Here is a 26327-nt window from a genome sequence, read left to right as displayed (position 1 = left end):
AAAAACCCGCTTCGGCGGGTTTTTTTATGGCCCGACGACCGCCGCGCCTGGGGGTTACGCGGAAAAGTCAGGGCAGGGCTCCGAAAGAAACATAGCGTCCCTTGACCTCAAGCGCGGTGTCGGGCTTTTCCGGCGTCTCCGCCGCTTGCTGGAATCCCAGCGACAGGAAGATGCCGTGCTCCGGCAGCCACACGTACTCCGAGCGGCGATCGGCGGACTGCTCGCTGGTATGGCTGCGGCAACTGATCTTTGGATAGGCGCCGCTGAAGCCGGCGCCAATGCTCGCGCCGTCCAGCTGGCCCGAGCGCTCGCAATGCTGGCGGCGCTGGTAGCGCGTGGTCTGCAGCGTCAGGCTCTTGCCGTCTGTGTCGGATAAGCGGTCCATCACCAGGTCCAGCTTCCATGCGGCGGAGTCGGGCGTCCCGCCTTCAAGCGTGCTGCCAAGGGATTCCACGGAGTCGTTGTACCAGCCGACCCGCCCCAGCAGGTCATGCACCAGCGGCGCGACTTCGCGGCTGCGCGTGTGCACCGAAAACAGGTTGCGAAAGAGGACGTAGCGCTCCTGGTAGATCACGCTGCGGCCTCCCAGGTCATACCAGTCGTCCTGGCGCATGACCAGGCCATTGCCCATGGGTTGCAGCGTCACGCGGATTTCAACTTCCACCAGTCCGGCCGGCGAGGAATAGCTGCGCCGGGTGGCGTACTTGAATGAGCGTGCGACGGGTTTGCCGAACGACGGGTCCAGCACGGCGGCCGTGGCGACCACCTGGGGCGAAATGTCCGAGAGTGCCAGCGGCTGGTAGGGATGCAGGTAGGCGGCCACCGCCAGCACTACCGCAATCAGCATCAACGGCGCCCACCAGTAACCTATCAGCCGGTTTCGCGTGATGGAGGGCGGTGAAGTCGGCATGCGGCAATTGTAGGCAGCGCCATGCCGCCGGCCCCCTGGTTTACCCTCGATGGCGAGGGTTCGTTTGGCCCTCTCCATGGCAAACGTCCTGCAAGGGCGTGGGGGTTTTGGTGGATGCCCGGCCGCGCATCTGTAGTAAATTAATTGCACGTGTTCTACGGGGACAGCCCGCCTGCCCGGTTGCGTCGCAGGCCTTAGAACCTGTTCACGGTCTAAACGGGGTCGCGTTGAAGTGAAATCGGGATGAGTGGGCCGACCGGGCACGCCGCATGGGCTAATGCCCATGCAAGGGCTCGGGTGGCTCAATCGCCCGATTTCACTCCAACCCGGAGGGCAAGCGCCTTCTCGGGCGGTCTGCGGCGTTGCGGCGCTAGCCCATAGTTGCACTATGGGCGTCGCACAGCGCCTTGCATCCCATCCCGAGAAGGTGCTTGCGCGGCCCCGTTTAGACCGTGAACAGGTTCTTAACCGCTTTCCAGAAGGAATCCCTCTCGCATGCCCCATAGCGTCTCCCTGATCAGCACCATCGCCGCCGGCCTGGGCCTGGCCCTTGTGTTTGGTTTTCTCGCGGTGCGGCTTCGTTTGCCCGCGCTGGTGGGCTACCTGCTGGCGGGCGTGATCATCGGGCCCTTCACGCCCGGCTTCGTTGCCGACGCGGAGATCGCCAGCCAGCTCGCCGAAATCGGCGTGATGCTGCTGATGTTCGGCGTGGGCCTGCATTTCTCGCTCGACGACCTGCTGGCGGTGCGCAAGATCGCGGTGCCCGGCGCCGTCGTGCAGATGACGGTGGCCACCGCGCTGGGCATGGGCCTCGCGCACTGGTGGGGCTGGAACCTCGGCGGCGCGCTGGTGTTCGGCCTGTCGCTTTCGGTGGCCAGCACCGTGGTGCTGCTGCGCGCGCTCGAGAGCCGCGGCATCCTCGATTCGGTCAACGGGCGTATCGCCGTGGGCTGGCTGGTCGTCGAAGACCTGGCCATGGTCCTGGTGCTGGTGCTGCTGCCGCCACTGGGCGGCTGGCTGTCGGGCAAAGTCGATGCCGACGTCAACGCGCTGTGGAAAACGCTGGGCATCACGCTGCTGCAGGTGGGCGGTTTTGTGGCGCTGATGCTGGTGGTGGGGCGGCGCTTCTTCCCCTGGGTTCTGTGGCAGGTGCAGCGCACCGGTTCGCGCGAGCTGTTCACGCTGTGCGTGGTGGCCGCCGCCGTGAGCATCGCCTTCGGCGCCACGGCGCTGTTCGGTGTGTCTTTCGCGCTGGGCGCTTTCTTCGCCGGCATGGTGATGCGGGAATCCGAGTTCAGCCACCGTGCCGCCGAAGAATCGCTGCCCCTGCGCGACGCTTTCGCCGTGCTGTTCTTCGTGTCGGTGGGCATGCTGTTCGACCCCTGGGTGCTGCTGGAGCGGCCGCTGCAGGTGCTGGCCGTGGTCGGCATCATCATCGTGGGCAAGACGCTCGCGGCGGGCGTGCTGGTCATGGCCTTCCGCTATCCGCTCAACACCGCGCTCACGGTCTCGGCCAGCCTGGCGCAGATCGGCGAGTTCTCCTTCATCCTGGTCGGCCTGGGCGCTTCGCTGGGCCTGTTGCCGCCCGAGGGGCAAAGCCTGGTGCTGGCCGGCGCCCTGATCTCGATCGCGCTCAACCAGCTGGTGTTCAAGGCGGTGGAGCCGCTGCAGCACTGGATACTCGCCAAGTCGCCGCTGGCGCGCAAGCTCGAAGCGCGTGACGACCCGACCGCCGAACTGCCGGCCACCACCGACGAAAAATATTTGTCGCACCACGTGGTGCTGGTGGGCTACGGGCGGGTCGGGCGTCGCATCGCCGAGGCGCTCAAGGAAAATCACATCGCTTTTGTGGTGGCCGAGCAGAACCGCGAAGCGGTGGAGCGGCTGCGGGCACAGGGCATGGCCGCCGTGTCAGGCGACGCGGTGGAGGCCGAGGTGCTGGTGCAGGCGCACATCGCGCAGGCGCGCATGCTGGTGATTGCCACGCCCGACACGCTGGATGTGCGGCAGATGGTGGCGACGGCGCGGGCGCTCAACCCGGCCATTGAAATCGTGGTGCGCACCCACAACGAGGCCGAAGCGCGGCTGCTAGCCAGCGAGAAGGCCGGCAAGATTTTCCTCGGTGAGCATGAACTCGCGCAGTCCATGACCCGCCATGTGCTGGAGCGCTCCGGCGCGGCCGCATCGGCCACAACACCAGGCGCAAGCCCCTAGCGCTGCCTCAGGCCGTGGCCAGCGCCGTGTCCATGAAAGGCGTGATGTTTTTCATCGCGCGCGCAACGTAGTCTTCTTTTTCTCCCACGGGTGCGACGTAGTGCATCGCGCTGCGCGCTTCCTCCAGGCCCGCCAGGCGGGCAATCACCCAGGCGGCCAGGTACTGCGACGCCAGGCAGCCGCCCGCCGTGGCGACATTGCCCCTGGCCACAAAGGGCTGGTTCAGCACCTCGACACCGGCTTCCTCGACCCAGGGTTTGGTCGTCAGGTCGGTGCATGCAGGCACGCCATTGATCAAGCCTAGTTTTGCCAGCACCAGCGTGCCCGAGCACTGCGCGCCCAGCAGCTGGCGTGAGGGATCCAGCCGCAATTGCGCCATTAGGGCCGCATCGGAGACCACTTCGCGCGTGCGCATGCCGCTGCCGACGATGACCGCGTCGGCGGTGCCGGCCTCGGCAAGCGAGGCTTGCGCTTCAAGCACCACGCCGTTCATGGACCGGACGCGCGCGGCCGGGCTGGCGATGGACACCCGCCAGCCTGGGCGCTTGACCCGGTTGAGGATGCCGAGCGCGATCAGCGAGTCGAGTTCGTTGAAGCCTTCAAAGGTGAGGATGGCGATGTGCATGGTGGAGGATTCTTTGTGGTGGGTTTGGGCGCATGCCCTTAGTTTTTGGCCCTGGCGCGCAGCACGGCCGAGCGTACCAGCGCCAGCCTGTCGTTGCCGAAATACATGTCCTCGCCGACAAAAAAGGTGGGCGAACCGAAGGCGCCGCGGCGTATGGCTTCGTCGGTGTTGGCTTTGAGCTGCTCCTTGACGCCGGATGCGGTGATGCCCGCCGCAAACGCTTCAGCGTCAATGCCCACCTGGCGGCAAATGGCGGCCAGCACTTCGTCCTGCGAGATGTCTTCTTCGCGCGTGAAGTAAGCGGCGAAGGTGGCTTCAATGAACGCCAGGTAATGCGGGTTGGCCCCCGCATCCTGCGCGATCCACAGGCAGCCGCGCATGGCCTTGACGCTGTTGACCGGGAACACCTTGGGCGGGAAGGCGATCTTCAGGCCCGCTTCGCGCGCGTTGTCTTGCACGTCCTTGAGCGTATAGCGGTTTTTGGGCGTGTCCATGTCTTCACGCGCCGCGTAAATGCCCTTGTTGACGCTGTTGAAGATGCCGCCCACCAGCACCGGCTTCCAGTGGATGGTTTCCTGCAATTCGGCCGCCAGCGGCTGGATGTTGCGAAAGGCGATGTAAGTCCAGGGGCTGGAGCAGTCGAAGAAAAATTCAATCATGGTCTGTCTCTTTGTTGGAAGCATCAGAAAAACTCAGGAAACCTTGTGCGCGCCTTCGCGCACGCTTTGCGCGGTCTGCCCGAACAGGGCTTTGCGTGCCTCGTCGGTGAGGGCCGGCGCGCGCAGCTCCTTGCCCAGGTCCAGTCCGCGTCTGACGGCGGGCCTTTCAAACAGGGCGTCGTACCAGCGCTGCACGTGGGGAAACTTTTGCAGGTCCACCTGCTGGGCCTTGTGCGTACGGACCCAGGGGAAAATGGCCATGTCGGCAACGGAGTAATCGGCGCCGGCCACATGTGCGCCCGTGCGCGCCAGCTGAGCATCGAGCACGCCGTAAAGCCGGTCCACCTCTTTGCCGTAGCGCTCCATGGCGTAGGGAATTTTCTCGGGCGCATACAAAAGAAAGTGGCCGTTTTGCCCCGCCATCGGGCCCAGCCCGCCCATCTGCCACATCAGCCATTGCAGGGCCTGGTAGCGCTCGCGCAATCCCGTGGGCAGGAAGCGGCCGGTTTTTTCGGCCAGGTAGAGCAGGATGGCGCCGCTTTCAAACACCGGCACGGGGGCGCCGCCGCCGGCGGGCGCATGGTCGACGATGGCCGGCATGCGGTTGTTGGGGCTGATGGCCAAAAACTCCGGCGTGAACTGCTCACCCTTGCCGATGTTGACGGGCACCAGGCGGTAGGGCAGGCCGCATTCTTCGAGCATGATGGAAATTTTCCATCCGTTGGGCGTGGGCCAGTAGTGCAGGTCGATCATGGGGTTCTCGAGGTTCTTGAATGTTGGGACGTCAGATCAAGGATGCCAGTTGCGGGTGGTCGGCAGCGATGCGCCGGGCTTCGCTGCCCCCCGGCTCCATCATCCGGAAATCCGAAAAATCAAATCCCGGCCCGACCATACAGGCCACGAGCGTGTGGCCCGCTGTGTCTCCGGTCTTGGGCCTGGCGGCTTGCCACAACCCGGCCGCGACGACGTGCTGGGGAATGGTGGCGGCGCTCACAGGGCCCAGCATCGCGCCGTGCAGGCGGCTGTCCGCCGCGTCCCAGGTCCAGAGTTCCAGCGGCGCGCCTTCCAGGTGCACCCATACCTCGTCGGACAGCACGCGGTGCCAGCGCGAGTGCTGTGCGGCTTCGAGCAGGAAATAAATCGAGGTCAAGGCGCTGCGCGCGGGCCTGCCGTCCTGCGGCATGACCTGGCCTTCGGAGCGGAACACCTCGCGATACCAGCCGCCTTCAGGGTGGGGCTGGAGTTGCAGCTGTTCAATCAGTTGCTGCGCGCGCGGTGTGGGTGTGGAGGCGGGATGGCTGGGCTGGGGCATGAGGCGCAGTGTGCCTCAAAGCCGGGCCGGATTTCTCAGACAGCGGCGATTGCCCTTGGCCTCTGCAGGACAGGCGCTACTGCAGGGCGCTATTCGAGGTCTTCGATGGCCAGGCTGTGGTACTTCTGCGCGTAGGAAAAGGGCACCTTGCGCACCACGGTCATGATGCGCTCCGTGGTCTCCTTGTTCGGCACGGGAATCATCAGCGCATGGTGGCCCTCGCGGGCCAGGTCCACGTATTTATGGACCGTGGCGCCTTCGGTGCCGACACGCGGCAGGCGCACGTCCGAATGGCCGTCGGCGGGGCTGATGCTCTCGATGACTTCTTCCGGCGTCAGCAGCATGACACCGTCGCTGCTCACTTCCAGTTCCTGGGCCACCTGTTTGGCGTCCTCGGCGTCCGGGAACATGATGAAGGCGTAGCCGGTGGGGTAAAACGTGCCGCCCATACTGAGCATTTTTTTGGTCATTTCAAAGTGCTTCATGGCGAGTCCTTTCATGCATTGCGTTGCATCAACGAATCATTAAGGCGCGGAAACCCGGGGGGTTCCGGTCAGCGCTTACATCCTCTTCCTGTAAGACGCGGTCGTCAAGTCTGTGCCGTTGGGGGCGCGTGGGGTTTCCCCCTTCAAGCAAGGGCCGCGGAACCGGCTTTGCCGGGGCATAGGCGTAGCGCCCCCTAGGGGGCAGAGAGCCACACGCAGTGGGCGAACGTGGGGGCTCTTCTTTTCAAGCAGGGGCCGCGGAACCGGCTTTGCCGGGCCGCAGGCGCAGCGCCCCCTCGGGGGGCAGCGCATTACACGAAGTGAAAAGCGTGGGGGCTACAAGTCTTCGAGCTTGATCGTCGGCTCGGCCATCACGCGCACCGTGCTTTGCAGCCCGCGCAGGATCTGGTTGGCAAAAAAGCTGCTCTGGGTGTCCGGCTCCAGCGCCGCCACCACCAGGTTGGCCATGGGCTGGTTGAGCGGCACGTAGTAGCTGCCGCGCGGCACGTCGACCACGCCGCGCGTCAGGCTGACCTGCACCTTGATGATGGCGTTGCCGTCGGCGATTGCGCCGCGCACGTCCTGGCGTTCGCCCGAGGTGCTGGCGGTCTCGCGGTAGCTGTCGCCCAGCATGGAGCCCTGTTCGGCAACGCGCATGACCTGCACGCCGTGCAGCCGCAGCCGGTCGACCGCCACGGTGGAGGCTGCCGACAGCCAGTAACCGCAGGGGCGGGCCCGCGCTTTCAGGGTGCGCAGCGCCAGCGCCGAATCCCAGTCCACGTTGACGGCCTTGTCGGCGCCGGTGACCGGGTCCAGCATCAGCAGTTCGTACTGGGCGGCGGTGGGGCCGGCTTCGATGACGGCCTGCTCCTTGCAGGCCTGGGCGCTGACTTCCTTGTCGAGGTAGGGGCGCAGCTGGTGCAGTTCATTGGCGCGCTGGGCGGTGCTGGCCAGCACGCTGGTGATCGCGGTGACCTGGGTGTGCACCCGCCGCTGGATGTGCAGGCGGCCTATGCCGACGCCGCGCGTTTCGATCAGCAGGCTGACGGCGTTTTTCAGGCCGTTCACGTTGCGGCCGGTGTCGGGCTGCGTGCCGCCCATGGAGATTTTTTTGTCGGCCAGGTCGCTGGACGTGGTGTAGTACCACTCGCTGCTGAGGTTCTGGCTCTTGAGCGCGGCCAGCATCGGGCGGCGGTACCACTCTTCGGCGGCCTTGGTCAAAAACTCGGGCAAGTTGGCCGTTGTGGCGTACTGGAACAGCGCGTCGAACTTCTGCACCGTGCCGAATTTCTGCAGGAAGCGGCCCACCACCGTGTATTCATGGGCGTCGACCACCACGGTCGGGTTGTAGTCGCGGGCCAGCCGGGCCAGGGCCTGGGCCTCGGGCGTGTTGAGCAGCAGGTGGTCGCGGTTCATGTCCAGCCCGCCGCTGGTGGCGCGCTGGTCGCCGGCGGCGCCGTCGGGATTGCCGCGCGGAACGATGACCACGTTGATGCGCTCCAGCACCGGCTGCAGCAGGCCCTGGGCGAGTTCACGGGCGATCACCAGCAGCGCCTCGCTGCCGGCGGGCTCGTCGCCGTGCTGCTGGCCGACCAGCAGCACCGTGGGTTTGCCCGCTGCCTGCATGACGGCGGGGTCCGTGCCGCCGGCACGGGTCAAGACCAGCGCTTCCAGTGTCTCGCCGCGTTGCGAGCGGCCTATGGGCAACACGCTGGCCCGGATGCCCGGCGTGCGCGTGGCGGCCGCCGCCTGTTCACGCAGCCAGGCCTGGATTTCGGCCTGGGTGGTGAAGGCGCTGCGGCCGGCTTGCAGGCCGGGGGTGCTGTAGCTCACCGATGGCGCCGGGAAGCGGGCGGCCACCGCTGCGCTGTAGGGGGCGGGCGTGTCGGCTTGAGGGGCAGACGGGAAAGGCTGCGCGGCCGGCGCGACGGGCGTCACCTGCACGGCTGCGGGCGGAGTCGCTGCGGAAGGGCGCTGGGCGGCCGGCGCGGGGGCCGTGACGGCGGCAGGTTGGCCGGGCGGTGTCCAGGGCGGCAGCGGAACCGAGCTGCAGGCGGCCAGCAGAGCCAGCGGCGCCAGCAGCGCGAGCGGGCGCAGGCCGTGAATACGCGAGGCGGGAAACTGTGTCTTGGATGATTGCGGCAGGGTGGTCGTCATGGATTTTCTGCGCCTCAAGCGTGGCCGGGGGCTATGGATGGACCGCTCATGTTACCCGCCTTGCACGACCCGCGGCGCGCCGGTTTGCTCCGCCGCCACAGTGCCGTGGGCCTGCTTCGTGTTTTCCTACATGACGCCTCCGGAGCGTCCCACACCAAGCCCATTGCGCACCGCCTAAATTGGCTCAGCGGTCGGCTTCTGGCGGCCGCCTTCATTTGTAAAGCCGATAAACCGACGACCAACCCCAAGAGGAAGCCCATGAGCAAAGCACCCGCGAAAAAACACGATGCCGTCGACCTGCTCGACGCCGACCACATCGCCGTCAAGAAACTTTTCACGGCTTACAAAAAGCTGTGTGACGGCAATGCGCCCGCCGAAGACAAGCGCGAAGTCGCCGACCAGATCTGCCAGGAACTGACGGTGCACGCGCAGATTGAAGAGGAAATCTTCTATCCCCAGGTCCGGGCGGCCATCAATGACGACCCGCTGCTTGACGAGGCCGAAGTGGAGCACGCCACGGCCAAGGACCTGATCGCGCAAATTTCGGGCATGGACCCCGAAGACGACCTGTATGACGCCCGGGTTACGGTGCTGGGTGAATACATAGACCACCACGTCAAGGAAGAGCGTGAGGAAATTTTCCTCAAGGCCCGCAAGTCCGAGCTGGACCTGGTGGCCCTGGCCGAGGAGCTCAGCCAGCGAAAAATGGAGCTGATGGACGAGCTCAAGACCGCCCATGCCTAGCATCCGGCGGCCGGCGTCCCGGCGGGAAAGCGCTTCTTAGACCCTGCACCGGCGCCGGGAGCGCCCTTTCTGGGAAAATGGGGCATGTCCGTCCCGTTTTCCCCTGCCAGCCTCTCCGGTGTTCCCGTTTCGGCGTCCAGCCATCCCTGGCGCCTGAGCGTGGCGCCCATGATGGACTGGACCGACAGGCATTGCCGGCATTTTCACCGGCTGCTGTCGCGCCATGCCTTGCTGTACACCGAGATGGTGACCACGGGCGCCTTGATCCACGGCGACGTGGAGCGCCATTTGCGCTTCAATGCCGAAGAGCATCCCGTGGCGCTGCAACTGGGTGGCAGCGAACCCGCGGACCTGGCGCGTTGCGCCCAGTTGGGTGAGCAATGGGGCTATGACGAAATCAACCTCAACTGCGGTTGCCCCAGCGAACGTGTGCAGCGCGGGGCTTTCGGCGCCTGCCTGATGGCCGAGCCGCAACTGGTGGCCGACTGCGTCAAGGCCATGGTCGACGTGGTGGACGTGCCGGTCACGGTCAAGCACCGCATCGGTATCGACAAGGGTGAAAGTTACGAGTTCGTGCGCGACTTCGTCGGCACCGTCAGCGAGGCCGGCTGCAAGGTCTTTATCGTGCATGCCCGCAACGCCTGGCTCAAGGGCCTCTCGCCCAAGGAGAACCGCGAGGTGCCGCCGCTGCGCTATGAACTCGTGCACCGCCTCAAGAAGGAATTCCCGCAACTGGTGATCTGCATCAACGGCGGCATCAACACGCAGGAGGAAGTGGCCGGGCATTTAGCCGCACTCGACGGCGTGATGATAGGCCGCGAGGCCTATCACAACCCCTGGTGGCTGGCCTCCTGGGACAACGCTTTCTTTGGCGCCGCCGAATCCCCTCTGACCCGTGAAGCCGTGGAAGCACAGATGTGCGACTACATGGTGCGCGAGGCCGCCGAGCACGGCACGCCCAAGAGCGCGATCTCGCGCCACATGCTGGGCTTGCGCAACGGCCTGCCCGGCGCGCGGCGCTGGCGCCAGGTCTGGAGCGATCACCGCCTGCGCGACATGCCGCCGCATGCCGTGATGGCGCTGGCGCATGAAATGCCGTCCTCATCGCCTTCGGTGCTTGCCGATGCCACCGCCATGGCCGATGCCTGATTCCGCGCAAAAACAGGCACGCCAGGCGCTGGCCCTGCTCTGGCTGGTGCCGGCGCTCTGGACGGTCAACTACATCGTGGCGCGCAAGGCGCCGGGCGTGATCGGTCCCTACCTGCTGGCCTTCGGGCGCTGGGGCCTGGCGGCGCTGTTTTTGCTGGTGCTCACCCGGTCGGAGCTGTGGCGCCAGCGCGGCCACATCGCCAAGGTGTGGTGGCAGTACCTGGTGCTGGGCACCCTGGGCATGGTGATCTGCGGCGCCTGGGTCTACCAGGGCGCGCGCTCCACCGGTGCGATGAACATCGCGCTTATTTATGCGGCGTCGCCGGTGCTGATAGGACTGGGCGCGGTGATCTGGCTCGGTGAGCGCCTGGGCTTGCGCCAGGGCCTGGGCGTGGTGCTGGCCATTGCCGGTGTGGTGCACGTCGTGGTCAAAGGCCAGTGGACAGCGCTGGCCGGTGTGCAGTTCTCGGCGGGAGACCTGTGGATCGTGGCCGCCACGGTGTCCTGGGCGGCTTATGCCTTGCTGCAAAAGCAGTGGCCCAGCCCGCTCGGCGCCACGGCCCGCCTGGCGGCCATCTGCATAGGCGGCACGCTGGTGCTGGTCCCCTTGACGGCCTGGGAGATGTCGCGAGCAGACGCGTTGCCCTTGAGCGGCTACGGCCTGCTGCTGATCGTGGTGGCCGCGATCGTGCCGGGGCTGGGCGCCTACTGGATTTACGGCTGGGCGCAGAAAATCCTCGGCGCCAGCCGTGTAGCGGTGTCGCTTTACCTGGGCCCTCTGTATGCGGCGCTGGCCGCCTGGGGTGTACTGGGCGAACCGTTGGGCTGGCACCACGCGATAGGTGCCGCATTGATCTTGCCTGGGGTATTTTTTGTAACGGGCGTCGGCAAGGGGCTGACTAAAAAACATTCAAGGCCGATACTGACAAAAGGCGCTTGAAATTGCTGACACACGTTGGCGGTTTCAGCTTGCGGCCTCGCTGCCCGTTCATGAAATGCGCGTGCATGAGCCTTGCTTTTTTCATGCGACCCGGCTTGTGGTGCTGATACCGGTGGGCGGATTTCTTCTTCAGTAAATCAGCCTGTAGCTGCTTGATTTCCTGAGCGCACAGCTATTGAAAACATAGCAACGCCATCGAGGCGACAGGCTCGATGCGCACCGAGGCCTGCATGAGCACATGCACATACACATCTTCCGGTTTCTTTAAAAAAATTGACTGTACGTATTCGCGCATTTGGAAAATAATGGAGTTGATTGTTCATTGGAACTTTCCATTGATGCTGCGGTCTATCACTCACTCGATGTGAGACAACAGTTCGATGCATAGCGCGGAATCCGGAGCGGATTTTCATCACGGGCCAGGGTTCCTTCGGTTCCCGCGCGTATAGGAGGATTTATGGATGTCGTCCGTAATTTTCTGACGCGTTATGAACAGACGCGAGAAGAGGAACTGTCCATCGAGGACTACCTCGACGCCTGCAAGCGCAGTCCTCTCGTCTACGCCACCGCGGCCGAGCGCATGCTCGCCGCGATCGGCGAACCCGAGCTGCTGGACACCCGGCATGACCAGCGCCTGTCGCGCCTGTTCGGCAACAAGGTCATCAAGATCTATCCGGCATTCCGGGACTTCTACGGCCTTGAGGACCCCATCGAGCAGGTGGTTTCCTACTTTCGCCATGCGGCGCAGGGCCTGGAAGAGAAAAAGCAGATCCTCTACCTGCTGGGCCCGGTGGGCGGCGGCAAGTCGTCGATCGCCGAGCGGCTCAAACAGCTGATGGAGCAAGTGCCTTTTTATGCCTTGAAGGGTTCGCCCGTCAACGAGTCGCCGCTCAGCCTGTTCAACAATGCCGAGGACGCTCCCCTGCTCGAATCCCAGTACGGCATTGCGCCGCGCTACCTGCAGCGGGTGATGTCGCCGTGGGCGGTCAAGCGCCTTGAGGAATACGGCGGCGACATCCGCCGTTTCCGCGTGGTCAAGCGTTTTCCTTCCATCCTGAAGCAGTGCGCGATCTCCAAGACCGAGCCCGGCGACGAAAACAACCAGGACATTTCTTCGCTGGTTGGCAAGATCGACATCCGCAAGCTGGAAACCTATGCCCAGGACGATCCGGACGCCTACAGCTATTCCGGCGGGCTGTGCCTGGCCAACCAGGGCCTGCTGGAGTTTGTCGAGATGTTCAAGGCGCCGATCAAGGTGCTGCACCCCTTGCTGACCGCCACCCAGGAGGGCAACTTCAAGGGCACCGAAGGCTTTGGCGCGATTCCCTTCGACGGCATCGTGATGGCGCATTCCAACGAAAGCGAATGGAAGGCGTTCAAGAACAACAGGAACAACGAGGCTTTCCTGGACCGGATCTACATCGTCAAGATTCCGTACTGCTTGCGCGTTTCGGAAGAAGTGAAGATTTATGAAAAACTGATCCACAACTCGTCGCTGCACAACGCCATTTGCTCCCCCGGCACCTTGAAAATGATGGCGCAGTTCGCCGTGCTGACGCGCCTCAAGGAGCCCGAGAGCTCCAGCATCTTCAGCAAGCTGCAGGTGTATGACGGTGAAAACCTCAAGGACACCGATCCGAAAGCCAAGAGCTACCAGGAGTACCGCGACTACGCGGGGGTCGATGAGGGGATGAACGGCATCTCGACGCGCTTTGCTTTCAAGATTTTGTCCAAGGTGTTCAACTTCGACTCCACCGAGATCGCGGCCAACCCGGTGCACCTGATGTATGTACTGGAGCAGCAGATCGAGCGCGAACAGTTCCCGCCTGAAACCGAGCAGAAGTACCTGGCCTACATCAAGGAAATCCTGGCCATGCGTTACGCCGAGTTCATCGGCAAGGAAATCCAGACCGCCTACCTGGAGTCGTATTCGGAGTACGGGCAGAATATTTTCGACCGCTACGTGACCTACGCCGACTTCTGGATCCAGGACCAGGAATACCGCGACACCGATACCGGGGAAATCTTCGACCGCTCGTCGCTCAATGCCGAACTCGAAAAAATCGAGAAACCGGCCGGCATCAGCAACCCGAAAGACTTCCGCAACGAGATCGTCAATTTTGTGTTGCGCGCACGGGCCAACAACGCGGGCAAGAACCCGGTCTGGACCAGCTATGAAAAGCTGCGCACCGTGATCGAGAAAAAAATGTTCTCGAACACCGAAGACCTGTTGCCGGTGATTTCATTCAATGCCAAGGCCAGCGCGGACGAGCAGCAAAAGCACGAGGATTTCGTCAACCGCATGGTCGCCAAGGGGTATACCACGCGGCAGGTCCGCTTGTTGTGCGACTGGTACCTGCGTGTACGCAAGAGTTCCTGAGGCCCGCGGCGCGCCGTGGCGGGCGCGTCATGTGTATGTGACCGGAGATCACCGTGCTCCAGCAAGTCATTGACAGGCGCTTGTCGGGAAAGAACAAGTCCATCGGCAACCGCGAGCGGTTTCTGCGCCGCTTCCGCGAGCAGATACGCGATACCGTGCGCCGTGCCGTCGCGGGTCGCAGCATCCACGACATCGAGCAGGGCGAAGACGTCACCGTGCCGCGGCGAGACGTTTACCAGCCGGTGTTTGGGCACACCGGCGGCACACGCGAGACCGTGCACCCCGGAAACCGCGAATACGTGCGCGGTGATCGCATCGCGCGGCCCCCAGGCGGCAGCGGCGGCGGCTCGGGCGGCGAGGCCAGCCCCGACGGTGAGGGTGAGGACGACTTTGTCTTTCGCATCACGCGCGAAGAGTTCATGCAGTACTTCTTCGATGATCTTGCGCTGCCCGACCTCATACGCACCCAGCTTCTCCCCGATGCGCCGGAGTGGAAATCCCGCCGTGCCGGTTTCATCTCGGACGGAACGCCGACCAACCTGCACGTGGTGCGTTCGCTGCGGGTCGCGCTCAGCCGGCGCATCGCCATAGGCGGGGAGACGCGGCGGCAGGTGCATGAGCTCGAGGCGCAGCTGGCGCTGGCCCTGCGCGACGCGCCGGATCTGCCCGACGAGATTCTTTCCTTGAGGACGCAGATAGACACGCTTCGCCGGCGCCTCAAGACCATTCCCTTTTTCGATCCTTTCGACCTGCGTTACCGCAACCGGGTCAGGGTGCCGCAGCCCACCTCCAAGGCGGTCATGTTTTGCCTGATGGACGTCTCGGGTTCCATGGATGAAACGCGCAAGGACATCGCCAAGCGGTTTTTTATCCTGCTGTACCTGTTCCTCCGGAAACATTACGAAAAGACCGACGTCATCTTCATTCGCCATCACACCCAGGCCACCGAAGTGTCCGAAGATGAATTCTTCCAGTCCACCGAGACCGGCGGCACCGTGGTGTCCAGCGCGCTGGCCTTGATGCACCAGATCATCCAGGAGCGCTACCCCCCCGGCGACTGGAACATCTATGGCGCCCAGGCTTCGGACGGCGATAACTGGCACCAGGATTCGGCGCGCTGCCGTGAACTGCTGGTCAACAAGCTGCTGCCCGTGTCGCGCTATTTCGCCTATGTCCAGGTGGGCGAGGAAGACCAGAACCTCTGGGAAGAGTACACCCAGGTGCAGGAGGCCAACCGGAACTTTGCGATGCGCAAGGTGGGCGGCGCGGACGAGATATTCCCGGTGTTCAGGGAGTTGTTCAAAAAAGGCGTCAAGCCATGACAAAGACCGCAAAAAAAACTGCCGAGGTAGCTGCCCCTGGCTTGTCCGGCACCGGGCGCCGGCATGCCTGCCTGCCCAGCCCGTCCGACTGGTCCTTCGAGTTGATCGAGCTCTACCACGGTGAGATTGCGCGAAAGGCAAAGTCCTTCGGCCTGGACACCTACCCGGTGCAGCTCGAGGTCATCACCGCCGAGCAGATGATTGACGCCTATGCGTCGGTGGGCATGCCGGTGAACTACCGGCACTGGTCCTTCGGCAAGCAGTTCATCTCGACGGAAAAAAATTACCGGCGCGGCCAGATGGGGCTGGCCTACGAGGTCGTGATCAATTCCAACCCTTGCATCGCCTACCTGATGGAAGAAAACACCATGCCCATGCAGGCGCTGGTGATGGCGCACGCCTGCTACGGCCACAACTCCTTCTTCAAAGGCAACTACCTGTTCCAGATGTGGACCGACGCTGCGGCCATCGTGGACTACTTGGTGTATGCGCGAGCCTACATTGCCGAGTGTGAGGAGCGCCACGGCTGGGAGGCGGTCGAGCAGTTGCTGGATTCCTGCCATGCCCTGATGAGCCACGGCGTGGACCGCTACCAGCGTTCGCAGAAGCTGTCGCTGGCGGAGGAAGAAGCCCGCCGCAAGGACCGCGAGGCCTATCTGCAGCAGCAGCTCAATGACCTGTGGCGCACGGTGCCCAAGCCGGCCGACAAGCCGGCCGAAAAAACGAGTCGCCGTTTTCCGCCGGAGCCGCAGGAAAACATTCTGTATTTCATCGAGAAAAACGCGCCCCTGCTGGAGCCCTGGCAACGCGAGGTGATCCGCATCGTGCGCAAGATCGGCCAGTATTTTTACCCGCAGCGCCAGACGCAGATCATGAACGAGGGCTGGGCCACTTTCTGGCATTACACGCTGCTCAATTCGCTGTATGACGAAGGCTTGCTGACCGACGGCTTCATGATCGAATGCCTGCGATCCCACACCAACGTCATTTACCAGCCGCCGGTAACGCATCCGGGCTACAACGGCGTCAACCCCTACGCGCTGGGGTTTGCGATGTTCAGCGACCTCAAGCGCATCTGCGAGTCCCCCACGGAAGAAGACCGGCAGTGGCTGCCGGATGTGGCCGGCTCCAACTGGCTGGAGACGCTGGACTACGCGATGCGGCATTTCCGCGATGAAAGCTTCATCGGGCAATACCTTTCGCCGCGCCTGATACGCGAATTTCGCCTTTTTTCAGTGGTGGATGACGCGAGCAGGTCCGAGCTTGAGGTGGCGGCCATCCATGACGATGCCGGCTACCGGCACGTGCGCGAGGCGCTGTCGCGCCAGCATGACCTGAATTACCGCGAACCGAACATACAGGTCTGGGACGTGGACGTGCGCGGGAACCGTTCGCTGACCTTGCGCCACAGCCGCCACAACGACCGGACGCTGACGGATGACGTCCAGGAGGTGATCAAGCACATCGCGAGCCTGTGGGGTTTTCGCGTGCAGCTTGAAAGTGTGGACAAGCACGGCAAGGTGGTGCAGCACTGGGAGGCGCTGCCGCAGGCCTGATGCCTCGGGCAGCGAGCCGATCTCAGCCCGCGGCTTCCAGCCCGTTCCTGAAATGTTCGCGCATGCGCTGCGCGGTGCCGTCGGCGTCGCGCGCGGCCAGCGCCTGCATGATGGCGCGGTGCTCGGCCAGGGATTCTTCGATGCGGCCGCTTTTGAGCAGCGAATTGTGGCGGTTGAGCTTCATCACCTTGCGCAGGTCGGCCACCATCTGGTCGCGCCAGCGGTTGTTGGCGATCTCCAGCAGGCGCATGTGAAAGGCCTCGTTGATCTCGAAAAAGCGTTCGCGGTTGCCGACGGCTTTTTCGAGTTCCTCATGCAGGCCCTGCAGCTCCTGGAGCTGCGACGGGGTCGCCTGGGCGGCCACCACGCCGGCCGCGTCGCTTTCCAGCAGGGAGAGCAGGTGGTAGACGTCGGCCAGGTCGCGTTCGGAGACTTCCGTCACGTAAGCGCCGCGCCGTACCTTCATGGTGACCAGGCCCTCGGTGGCGAGCACCTTGAGGGCCTCGCGCAGCGGCGTGCGGCTGATGCCGTATTCCTCGGCCAGCTTGAGTTCGTCTATCCAGCTGCCCGGCGCCAGTTCGCGGTTGAAAATGCGCTGGCGCAAAAGCTCGGCGACTTCTTCATAAAGCGCTCGGGGAGTCAGGGACACGGCGGCCATGGACATAGGGTGTTTTTAGTGGGTAAGGCGAGCTCGGGGCGCGCTGCTTCCTGTCAGCGCTACAGGCATCTTACTCGAAACTGAATTTTGCATCAATAATTATAAATGATGTAAACTTGGAGCGATCACGAATCCCATCTCCAGGGTCCTGGTGTGCATCGCCAGCCTCTGCAGATCCTGTTACGGTAAACATTCCATGTCCAAGCGTCCTCTCGAACCTGAATTTCCCGCCGCCAGCCTGGAAGCCTGGGCCAAAGCGGCCGCCAAGTCGGCCCCCGGCGGCGACCTGGATGCGCTGAACTGGCAGACGCCGGATGGCATCAGCGTCAAGCCGCTGTACACCGCCGAAGACACTAAAGACCTTCCCCATACCAACACGCTGCCGGGTTTCGAGCCTTTCATCCGCGGCCCGCAGGCCACCATGTATGCGGTGCGCCCCTGGACGATCCGCCAGTACGCGGGCTTTTCCACGGCCGAGGAATCGAATGCCTTCTACCGCAAGGCGCTGGCCGCCGGCGGGCAGGGCGTGTCGGTGGCGTTCGACCTGGCCACGCACCGCGGCTACGACAGCGATCACCCGCGCGTGACCGGCGACGTGGGCAAGGCCGGTGTGGCGATTGACTCGGTCGAGGACATGAAGATACTGTTCGACCAGATCCCGCTGGACAAAGTCAGCGTCTCCATGACCATGAACGGCGCGGTGCTGCCGGTGCTGGCCGGCTATGTGGTCGCGGCCGAAGAGCAGGGCGTGAGCCAGGACAAATTGAGCGGAACCATACAGAACGACATCCTCAAGGAGTTCATGGTCCGCAACACCTATATCTTCCCGCCCCAGCCCAGCATACGCATCATCGGCGACATCATTGAATACACGGCGCAGAACATGCCGAAGTTCAACTCGATCTCGATCTCGGGCTACCACATGCAGGAAGCCGGCGCCAACCAGGCGCTGGAACTGGCCTTCACGCTTGCCGACGGCAAAGAATATGTGAAGACCGCACTGGGCAAGGGCCTGGACGTGGACGAATTCGCCGGACGCCTGAGCTTCTTCTGGGCCATCGGCATGAACTTCTACCTCGAAGTCGCCAAGATGCGTGCCGCCCGTTTGCTGTGGTGCCGCATCATGAAGGGCTTCAATGCCAAGAGCCCCAAGAGCCTGATGCTGCGCACGCACTGCCAGACCTCCGGCTGGAGCCTGACCGAGCAGGACCCCTACAACAACGTGGTGCGCACCACCATAGAAGCCATGGCTGCTGTGTTTGGCGGCACGCAGAGCCTGCACACCAACTCATTCGATGAAGCGATTGCGCTGCCCACCGAGTTCAGTGCCCGCATCGCCCGCAACACCCAGCTCATCATCCAGGAAGAAACCCACATCCCCCACGTGATAGACCCCTGGGCCGGCAGCTACATGATGGAAAAACTCACCCAGGACATGGCCGATGCCGCCTGGGCCATCATTGAAGAAGTCGAAGCCATGGGCGGGATGACCAAGGCCGTCGACAGCGGCTGGGCCAAACTCAAGATCGAAGCAGCCGCGGCGGAAAAGCAGGCGCGCATTGACAGCGGCAAAGACGTCATCGTCGGCGTCAACAAATACAAGCTCAAGACCGAAGACGCCATCGAATCGCGCGACATCGACAACGTGGCCGTGCGCGATGGGCAAATCACTCGCCTGAAAGCCATCAAGGCCAAACGCGACAGCGCGGCGGTGCAGGCCGCGCTGGACGCCTTGACGGCCGCCGCCGAAAATAACAGCGGCAACCTGCTGGACCTCAGCATCAAGGCCGTGCGCCTGCGCGCCACGGTGGGTGAGGTCAGCGATGCGCTCGAGAAAGTTTACGGGCGCCACCGCGCCGATACACAAAAGGTGACCGGTGTGTACGCTGCCGCTTATGACTCCGCCGAAGGCTGGGAAACCCTGAAGACCGAGATCAACGCTTTTGCCGAAGCGCAGGGCCGCCGCCCCCGCGTGATGATTTCCAAGCTGGGCCAGGACGGCCACGACCGCGGCGCCAAGGTGGTGGCCACGGCCTTCGCAGACCTGGGCTTCGACGTGGACATGGGCCCGCTGTTCCAGACACCCGAAGAGTGCGCCCGCCAGGCGATTGAAAACGACGTGCATGCGGTAGGTGTCTCCACGCTGGCGGCCGGCCACAAGACGCTGGTGCCGGCCATCATCGCCGAGCTCAAGAAGCAGGGCGCCGACGACATCATCGTGTTTGTCGGCGGCGTGATTCCGCGGCAGGACTACGAAATGCTGTACGAAGCCGGCGTGAAAGGCATCTACGGCCCAGGTACGCCGATTCCTGCCAGCGCCAAGGACGTGCTGGAACAGATTCGCGCCGCTGTTGCGAAGTGAGCCCGCGGTGACGGACATCAGTTTGCGCCTGTCTCTGCAGCCGGTGCTTGCCGGCGACTTCGAGGACATGCTGGCCTTGCGCATAGAGGCGATGCGGCCCAGCCTGGAGCGCGTCGGCCGCTTTGACCTTACGCGTTCGCGCGAGCGCTTGTCAGCGGGGTTCTTTCCGCAGTACATGCAACACATCCTGCTTGATGGCGAGCGCGTGGGTTTTTTTACGCTCAAATCCGAAGGCGAGGCGGCCCTGCGGCTTGACCATCTTTACCTGCGCAGCAAGGCCAGCGGCCAGGGCATAGGCGCCTGGGTGCTCGGCCAGGTGCTGGCCCAGGCGCGCGAACGCGGCCTGGCTGTCAGGCTGACCGCGCTGAAAGAAAGCGATGCCAACCGCTTCTACTTGCGCCACGGCTTTGTGCTGCAAGGCGAAGAGGGCGTGGACCTGCACTACGAATGGCCCGCGATGGAGCGCGTGGCGTGATGGCCGCGCCTGATTTCCTCCAGGCCATCATGGGCCCGGACGCAATGGTCCAGCGCCGCGCCATCGCCAAGGCCATCACGCTGCTGGAGTCCACCCGCGCCGACCACCGCGCCCAGGGCGACGAGTTGCTGACGGCTTTGCTGCCCCACACCGGCAAGGCCATGCGCCTGGGCATCAGCGGGGTGCCCGGGGTCGGCAAGTCCACCTTCATCGAAGTGTTGGGCCTGCACCTGATCGCGCAAGGCCACCGCGTCGCGGTGCTCACCGTCGATCCTTCCTCTTCCGTCTCGGGCGGCTCCATCCTGGGCGACAAGACCCGCATGGAAAAGCTCTCGGTCCATGAGCGCGCCTACATCCGGCCCAGCCCCTCCAGCGGCAACCTGGGCGGCGTGGCCGAGAAGACGCGCGAGGCCATGCTGGTCTGTGAAGCCGCCGGCTACGACGTGGTGATCGTCGAAACCGTCGGCGTGGGCCAGAGCGAAACCGCCGTCGCCAACATGACCGATATGTTTGTGCTGATGCAGCTGCCCAACGCCGGCGACGACCTGCAGGCGATCAAGAAGGGCGTGATGGAGCTAGCTGACCTGGTCATCATCAACAAGGCCGACATCGACGCCGACGCGGCCATGCGGGCCGAAGCGCAGATCACCTCGGCGATGCGCCTGTTCGGCTTGGTCAACAACGCCATGGACAGCGCGCAGGCCGCCAACTTCGACAAGAACTGGCATCCGCAGGTGATCCAGCTCAGCGCGCTGCATAACAAAGGCGTGGACGTCTTCTGGGAAGCCGTGACGCAGTTCAAGGCTTTGCAGGCTGCCAACGGCCGCCTGGCCGCCCGGCGCCAGCAGCAGTCGCTCTCCTGGATGTGGGAGCGCATAGATGCCGGCCTCAAGCAGGCTTTTCGCCAGGACCCTCAGGTGCGCGAGCGCCTGCCCGGCCTGCTGGCCGAGGTGGCACGTGGCGAAGTCGCGGCCTCGACAGCCGCCCGTAGTTTGCTGGCGCTCGCCGCCAAGGGATGGGACCGATGAAGAAGATCGTCATCCTCTGCGTTCTGCTTTTGCAGGCCTGCCTGGCCTGGGCGGGTGGCATGGTCGCCGGTGAGCCTCAGAGCTTTGTTTTCACGGACAAGGGCTATTTCGCGGACAAACCGGTCACCGTGCATTACTACAAGGCACGCAGCGCCGGCCCCGATGCCAGGGTAATGATGGTGATCCATGGCGCGGAGCGCCAAGGTTCCCGCATGCGTGACAACTGGATGCCTTTTGCCGAGAAAAACAAGCTGATCGTGCTGGCCCCGGAATTCGACGAGGCGCGTTTCTCCTCCAGGCTGTTCAACATGGGCGGCATCGAAAGCCGCGACCGCAGTCAGTGGTCTTTCCAGATCATCGAACATCTTTTTGACTTCGTCCGTGCCGAGGAAAGGCTCACTGCACCCGATTACCTGCTCTTCGGCCACTCGGCCGGCGGGCAGTTCGTGCATCGCTTCATGCTGCTGACGGATGCGCCCCGCGTCTCCGTCGCCGTGGCGGCCAATGCCGGCAGTTACACCATGCCCCGCTACCCAGCCCTGATGGACGACAAGTTTCCTTACGCGCTGGACGAGAGCATCGTCAGCCCCGACAAACTCAAGCAGGTTTTTGCGCGCAAACTTGTCGTGCTGCTTGGCGAGGCCGATATCCAGACCGACGCGGCCAACCTTCCCAAGGCCAGGCAGGCCACGGCACAGGGCGTAAACCGGTTTGAGCGCGGCTCCAACTTCTTCGCGCAGGCTACCGCGCAGGCGCAGAAGCTGGGCACACCGCTGGCCTGGGAGCGCGTCACCGTGCCGGGTGTGGGGCACGACTCGCGCCGCATGAGCCAGGCCGCTGCGCGCCTTTTGTTTGATTCAACCAAGTAAGTTTTCACTGTCGACATTGCGGAACACACCATGCAAGAAATCCTTGAACAACTCGAAAAGAAACGCGCCGCGGCCCGCCTGGGCGGCGGTCAGAAGCGCATAGACGCGCAGCACGGCAAAGGCAAGCTGACGGCGCGCGAGCGGCTTGAGCTGCTGCTGGATGAAGGCACGTTTGAAGAATGGGACATGTTCGTCGAGCATCGCTGCACCGACTTCGGCATGCAGGACAACAAGATTCCCGGCGACGGTGTGGTCACCGGCTACGGCATGATCAACGGCCGCCTTGTGTTTGTCTTCAGCCAGGATTTCACGGTGTTCGGCGGTGCCTTGAGCGAAGCCCACGCCGAGAAGATCTGCAAGGTCATGGACCAGGCCATGAAGGTGGGCGCGCCCGTCATCGGGCTCAACGACTCGGGTGGCGCCCGCATCCAGGAAGGCGTGGCCTCGCTGGGCGGCTATGCCGACGTGTTCCAGCGCAACGTGATGGCCAGCGGGGTGATTCCGCAGATCAGCATGATCATGGGGCCCAGCGCGGGCGGCGCGGTGTATTCGCCGGCCATGACCGACTTCATCTTCATGGTCAAGGACAGCTCCTATATGTTTGTCACGGGGCCCGAGGTCGTCAAGACCGTGACCCACGAGGAAGTGACCGCCGAGGAGCTTGGCGGCGCCACCACCCACACCACGCGCAGCGGCGTGGCCGACCTGGCATTCGAAAACGACGTCGAGGCGCTGCTGATGTTGCGCCGCCTCTACAACTACCTGCCGCTGAACAACCGCGAAAAAGCACCGGTTCGCCCTAGCGCCGATCCGGCTGGCCGCATGGACCTGAGCCTGGACACGCTAGTGCCGGAAAACCCGAACAAGCCGTACGACATGAAGGAACTCATCGTCAAGACGGTGGACGACGGCGATTTTTTCGAAATCCAGCCCGAATACGCGAAGAACATCATCATCGGTTTTGCGCGCATGGAAGGGCAGACCGTGGGCATCGTCGCCAACCAGCCCCTGGTGCTGGCCGGCTGCCTGGACATCAAGAGTTCCATCAAGGCCGCGCGTTTTGTGCGCTTTTGCGATGCCTTCAACATCCCGGTGATCACCTTTGTCGACGTGCCCGGTTTCATGCCCGGCACCAGCCAGGAATACGGCGGCATCATCAAGCACGGCGCCAAGCTGCTGTACGCCTACGCCGAGTGCACCGTGCCCAAGATCACGGTGATCACGCGCAAGGCCTACGGCGGCGCCTACGACGTGATGGCGTCCAAGCATCTGCGCGGCGATGTCAACTTCGCCTGGCCCAACGCGGAGATCGCGGTGATGGGTGCCAAGGGCGCGGTGGAAATCATCTTCCGTGAAGACAAGGGCGACCCGGCCAAGCTGGCCGCCAAAGAGGCCGAATACAAGGCGCGCTTCGCCAACCCCTTTGTGGCCGGTGCGCGCGGCTTTATCGACGACGTGATCCTGCCGCACGAAACCCGCAAGCGCATCTGCCGCTCGCTGGTCATGCTGCGCGACAAAAAGATCGAGAACCCGTGGCGCAAGCACGGGAACATCCCGCTGTAAGCCATGTCCGGAATTTCCGCCTTGGACATTTCTGCTTCGACACCCAGCAGCTACCGTGCGGGGACCATGCGTTGGCTGCAGCTGGCGATCGGCCTCCTGTTGCTGGTCGACTGCCTTTACCTCGTGACGGTCAAGGTCACGCACCTCGGCGTGATCGTGCCGGCAGTCATCGCGACGGTGCTGATCGCGCTTTCATTGTTCGCCGAACGTTGGCATAGGTGGCTGCGCGAACGCCGCTGGCGATGGTTCGCCTGGCGGCTGGTACTCACCGGGTTCTTCCTGTGGCTGGCCTCCTTGCTGGTCTTTTTTGTCGTCCTGCAGCGGCTGCAGCCTTCGGCTGCGGGAGATGCCGATCCGCGGGTCATCGTGGTTCTCGGCTCAAGCACGCCGAACGGGCAAGCCTCCCCGACCCTGGCGGAGCGCCTCAAACTGGCCTACAGCCTCGCCGGGCAACATCCCCGGGCGCGGGTCGTGGTCAGCGGCGGAACGGACTTCAAGCAGCAGATTCCTGAAGCACGTGTGATGGCCGACTACCTGGTCGGCCTTGGGCTGGATGCCGCGCGCATCAACCTGGAAGACCAAAGCACCAGCACGTATGAAAACCTGGTGTTTTCGGCGCGTCTGCTGGAGGCTGCGGGTGTGAAACGGGATGTGCCCATGGTGCTGGTGACCAGCGACTTTCACACGCTGCGCGCCGGCTGGATTGCCGAAAAAGCGGGCTGGTCCCATGTGCGCACGGCGGGTGCCTTGACACCGCTTTATATGCGCTACAACGCATGGACACGCGAGTATTTCGCCTGCTTTTCAGGCTGGTTGCTGCGGGAATACTGAGCTGCCGCGTATCAAAAAAGAAAATCGACTGGAAATATCATGTTCACCAAAATACTCATTGCAAATCGAGGTGAGATCGCTTGCCGCGTGATCAAGACCGCCCGCAAGATGGGCATCAAAACCGTCGCGGTGTACTCCGACGCCGACAAGGACGCGCGCCACGTCGAACTGGCTGACGAGGCCGTCAACATAGGCCCGGCGCCCAGCCGTGACAGTTATCTGCAGGCCGACAAGATCATCGCGGCCTGCAAGCAGACGGGCGCGCAGGCGGTACACCCGGGTTATGGCTTCCTCAGCGAGAACGCAGGCTTTGCCAAACGGGTCGAGGAAGAAGGCATCATCTTCATAGGCCCCAAGCATTATTCGATTGCCGCCATGGGCGACAAGATCGAGTCTAAAAAGCTGGCCGGCGCGGCGGGGGTCAACTGCATTCCCGGCGTGAATGATGCGATTGAAACCGCCGAGAAAGCGGTGGAAATCGCCAAAGGCATTGGCTACCCGGTAATGATCAAGGCCAGCGCGGGTGGCGGCGGCAAGGGCTTGCGCGTGGCCTTCAACGACAAAGAGGCGTTCGAGGGCTTCACTTCCTGCCGCAACGAGGCGCGCAACAGCTTTGGCGATGACCGCGTCTTTATCGAGAAGTTTGTCGAAGAACCCCGCCACATCGAAATCCAGCTGCTGGGCGACAGCCACGGCAATGTGGTCTACCTCAATGAACGCGAATGCTCCATCCAGCGGCGCCACCAGAAGGTGATCGAAGAAGCGCCGTCGCCCTTCATCAGCGACGCCACGCGCAAGGCCATGGGCGAACAGGCGGTGGCGCTGGCCAAGGCCGTGAAATACCAGAGCGCCGGCACCGTGGAATTTGTGGTTGGCAAGGACCAGAGCTTTTATTTCCTCGAAATGAACACCCGGCTGCAGGTCGAGCACCCGGTGACGGAATGCATCACGGGGCTGGACCTGGTGGAACTGATGATCCGCGTCGCGGCCGGTGAGAAGCTGCCGATCATGCAGAAAGACGTGCAGCGCAATGGCTGGGCGATTGAGTGCCGCATCAACGCCGAAGACCCGTTCCGCAGCTTTCTGCCTTCGACGGGCCGGCTGGTGCGCTTCCAGCCGCCCAAGGAAACCATGTTCGCGGCCGACACCTCGCAGCTGTTAGGCGTGCGCGTGGACACCGGCGTGCAGGACGGCGGCGAGATCCCGATGTTTTACGACTCGATGATCGCCAAGCTCATCGTGCATGGCAAGGACCGCAAGGAGGCGATCGCGAAAATGCGCGAGGCGCTCAACGGCTTTGTGATCCGTGGCATCTCGAGCAACATTCCTTTCCAGGCGGCCTTGCTGGCGCATCCCAAATTCGTCGCGGGCGATTTCAACACCGGTTTTATCGCCGAGAACTACGGCAAGGGCTTTCACGCCGAGGACGTGCCGCACGAGGACCCGTCCTTCCTGCTGGCGCTGGCGGCCTATGTCAATCGTCGCATGCTGGGCCGCGCGGCCGGCATCAGCGGCCAGCTGCCGGGCCATGGCGTGACGGTGGGCGAAGAGTTCGCCGTGGTCGGCCTGGGAGCGGCCGGGCAGAACACCACACACCCGGTGACGGTGCGCAACTACCAGGCGCAAACCGGTTCCGGCACGGTGGATGTGGATGCAAGGAGCTATGAAATCTGCAGCAACTGGCACCTGGGCGGTGCGCGCATCCGCGGCACGGTCAACGGCCAGCCTTTTGCCGCGCAGGTGGAGCGCGGCGTGGGCCGCAATCCACTGGCCATCCGCATCGCCCACAACGGCACACGCCTGGACGCGCTGGTGCTGGCGCCGCGCGCGGCGCAACTGCATGCCTTGATGCCTTACAAGGCGCCGCCCGACATGAGCCGCTATGTGCTGTCGCCCATGCCGGGGCTGCTGGTGGACGTGGCCGTGCAGGTGGGACAGAAAGTGCAGGCCGGCGAGCGCGTGGCCGTGATTGAAGCCATGAAGATGGAAAACGTGCTGTTCGCCGTGGCTGACGGTGTGGTCGGCAAGGTGCTGGCGGCCAAGGGCGAGTCGTTAAGCGTGGACCAGCCGATTGTGGAATTCGTCTGA

At 63.6% G+C, this 26327-nt stretch carries 22 protein-coding genes; 14 read left to right on the top strand and 8 right to left on the bottom strand.

What is annotated here, in order from left to right:
• Positions 1 to 67 precede the first annotated feature (67 nt).
• Positions 68 to 910: a hypothetical protein gene (locus AC1D1Y_RS09375; RefSeq protein ID WP_477682091.1), complete on the bottom strand. Its 843-nt coding sequence runs from the start codon at positions 908 to 910 to the stop codon at positions 68 to 70.
• 495 nt (positions 911 to 1405) lie between these two features.
• On the opposite strand from AC1D1Y_RS09375, the gene AC1D1Y_RS09370 reads away from it, so the two are divergent.
• A complete protein-coding gene (locus AC1D1Y_RS09370; RefSeq protein ID WP_477682090.1) occupies positions 1406 to 3124 on the top strand; it encodes a cation:proton antiporter domain-containing protein in 1719 nt (572 codons plus the stop codon).
• A 7-nt stretch (positions 3125 to 3131) separates the two neighbouring features.
• On the opposite strand, the gene AC1D1Y_RS09365 is transcribed toward AC1D1Y_RS09370, so the two are convergent.
• The 6 genes from AC1D1Y_RS09365 to AC1D1Y_RS09340 form a co-directional block, all read right to left on the bottom strand.
• The gene (locus AC1D1Y_RS09365; RefSeq protein ID WP_477682089.1) at positions 3132 to 3749 is read right to left on the bottom strand and encodes a DJ-1/PfpI family protein; all 618 of its coding nucleotides are present in this window, start codon (positions 3747 to 3749) and stop codon (positions 3132 to 3134) included.
• Positions 3750 to 3787: 38 nt separating this feature from the next.
• The gene (locus AC1D1Y_RS09360) at positions 3788 to 4408 is read right to left on the bottom strand and encodes a DsbA family protein (protein WP_477682088.1); all 621 of its coding nucleotides are present in this window, start codon (positions 4406 to 4408) and stop codon (positions 3788 to 3790) included.
• 33 nt (positions 4409 to 4441) lie between these two features.
• A complete protein-coding gene (locus AC1D1Y_RS09355) occupies positions 4442 to 5161 on the bottom strand; it encodes a glutathione binding-like protein (protein WP_477682087.1) in 720 nt (239 codons plus the stop codon).
• A 31-nt stretch (positions 5162 to 5192) separates the two neighbouring features.
• Positions 5193 to 5720, bottom strand: a complete 528-nt coding sequence (locus tag AC1D1Y_RS09350) for a cupin domain-containing protein (RefSeq protein ID WP_477682086.1) — start codon at positions 5718 to 5720, stop codon at positions 5193 to 5195.
• Positions 5721 to 5809: 89 nt separating this feature from the next.
• Positions 5810 to 6205 carry an RNA-binding protein gene (locus tag AC1D1Y_RS09345; RefSeq protein WP_477678340.1) on the bottom strand — a complete coding sequence of 132 codons (396 nt, stop codon included), beginning with the start codon at positions 6203 to 6205 and terminating at the stop codon, positions 5810 to 5812.
• A gap of 336 nt (positions 6206 to 6541) precedes the next feature.
• A complete protein-coding gene (locus AC1D1Y_RS09340; protein ID WP_477682085.1) occupies positions 6542 to 8362 on the bottom strand; it encodes a M14 family metallopeptidase in 1821 nt (606 codons plus the stop codon).
• A gap of 258 nt (positions 8363 to 8620) precedes the next feature.
• On the opposite strand from AC1D1Y_RS09340, the gene AC1D1Y_RS09335 reads away from it, so the two are divergent.
• From AC1D1Y_RS09335 to AC1D1Y_RS09310, 6 genes are all read left to right on the top strand, one after another.
• On the top strand, positions 8621 to 9106 hold the full coding sequence (locus AC1D1Y_RS09335) for a hemerythrin domain-containing protein (protein WP_477654647.1): 486 nt from the start codon (positions 8621 to 8623) through the stop codon (positions 9104 to 9106).
• Between the two features lie 84 nt (positions 9107 to 9190).
• Complete coding sequence (gene dusA, locus AC1D1Y_RS09330; RefSeq protein ID WP_477682084.1) at positions 9191 to 10255, top strand: tRNA dihydrouridine(20/20a) synthase DusA; 1065 nt, start codon at positions 9191 to 9193, stop codon at positions 10253 to 10255.
• Entirely contained in the window at positions 10248 to 11195 is a 948-nt protein-coding gene (locus AC1D1Y_RS09325) for a DMT family transporter (RefSeq protein ID WP_477682083.1), read from the top strand. The genes dusA and AC1D1Y_RS09325 overlap by 8 nt, the downstream gene beginning before the upstream one ends.
• Positions 11196 to 11652: 457 nt before the next feature.
• The gene (locus AC1D1Y_RS09320) at positions 11653 to 13575 is read left to right on the top strand and encodes a PrkA family serine protein kinase (protein WP_477654650.1); all 1923 of its coding nucleotides are present in this window, start codon (positions 11653 to 11655) and stop codon (positions 13573 to 13575) included.
• 47 nt (positions 13576 to 13622) lie between these two features.
• The gene (locus tag AC1D1Y_RS09315) at positions 13623 to 14897 is read left to right on the top strand and encodes a YeaH/YhbH family protein (protein ID WP_477682123.1); all 1275 of its coding nucleotides are present in this window, start codon (positions 13623 to 13625) and stop codon (positions 14895 to 14897) included.
• The gene (locus AC1D1Y_RS09310; protein WP_477682082.1) at positions 14894 to 16453 is read left to right on the top strand and encodes a SpoVR family protein; all 1560 of its coding nucleotides are present in this window, start codon (positions 14894 to 14896) and stop codon (positions 16451 to 16453) included. The genes AC1D1Y_RS09315 and AC1D1Y_RS09310 overlap by 4 nt, the downstream gene beginning before the upstream one ends.
• A 22-nt stretch (positions 16454 to 16475) precedes the next feature.
• Here the strand turns inward: AC1D1Y_RS09310 and AC1D1Y_RS09305 are convergent, their stop codons facing one another.
• Positions 16476 to 17111 (bottom strand): GntR family transcriptional regulator, encoded by a 636-nt coding sequence (locus AC1D1Y_RS09305; RefSeq protein WP_477682122.1) that lies wholly within the window; start codon positions 17109 to 17111, stop codon positions 16476 to 16478.
• Positions 17112 to 17307: 196 nt separating this feature from the next.
• Here AC1D1Y_RS09305 and scpA point away from each other — a divergent pair, with 196 nt between their 5' ends.
• Genes scpA through AC1D1Y_RS09270 form a run of 7 tightly spaced genes read left to right on the top strand, consistent with a single transcriptional unit; the run spans position 17308 to position 26327 of the window.
• Positions 17308 to 19473 (top strand): methylmalonyl-CoA mutase, encoded by a 2166-nt coding sequence (gene scpA, locus AC1D1Y_RS09300; RefSeq protein ID WP_477682081.1) that lies wholly within the window; start codon positions 17308 to 17310, stop codon positions 19471 to 19473.
• Between the two features lie 7 nt (positions 19474 to 19480).
• Entirely contained in the window at positions 19481 to 19948 is a 468-nt protein-coding gene (locus AC1D1Y_RS09295; protein ID WP_477682080.1) for a GNAT family N-acetyltransferase, read from the top strand.
• Positions 19948 to 20976: a methylmalonyl Co-A mutase-associated GTPase MeaB gene (meaB, locus tag AC1D1Y_RS09290; protein ID WP_477682121.1), complete on the top strand. Its 1029-nt coding sequence runs from the start codon at positions 19948 to 19950 to the stop codon at positions 20974 to 20976. The genes AC1D1Y_RS09295 and meaB overlap by 1 nt, the downstream gene beginning before the upstream one ends.
• Entirely contained in the window at positions 20973 to 21845 is an 873-nt protein-coding gene (locus tag AC1D1Y_RS09285) for an alpha/beta hydrolase family protein (RefSeq protein WP_477682079.1), read from the top strand. Before meaB ends, AC1D1Y_RS09285 begins: the two co-directional genes overlap by 4 nt.
• Before the next feature lie 30 nt (positions 21846 to 21875).
• Entirely contained in the window at positions 21876 to 23408 is a 1533-nt protein-coding gene (locus AC1D1Y_RS09280) for an acyl-CoA carboxylase subunit beta (protein WP_007866994.1), read from the top strand.
• Positions 23409 to 23429: 21 nt separating this feature from the next.
• Positions 23430 to 24239 (top strand): YdcF family protein, encoded by an 810-nt coding sequence (locus tag AC1D1Y_RS09275; RefSeq protein WP_477682078.1) that lies wholly within the window; start codon positions 23430 to 23432, stop codon positions 24237 to 24239.
• A gap of 39 nt (positions 24240 to 24278) precedes the next feature.
• Positions 24279 to 26327, top strand: coding sequence for an acetyl-CoA carboxylase biotin carboxylase subunit (locus AC1D1Y_RS09270; protein ID WP_477682077.1), 2049 nt, complete (start codon positions 24279 to 24281; stop codon positions 26325 to 26327).

Source organism: Polaromonas sp. P1_G1 (assembly GCF_056405595.1).
Note: the sequence above shows the minus strand (reverse complement) of the source record. Positions and strands in the feature narration are given on the sequence as shown.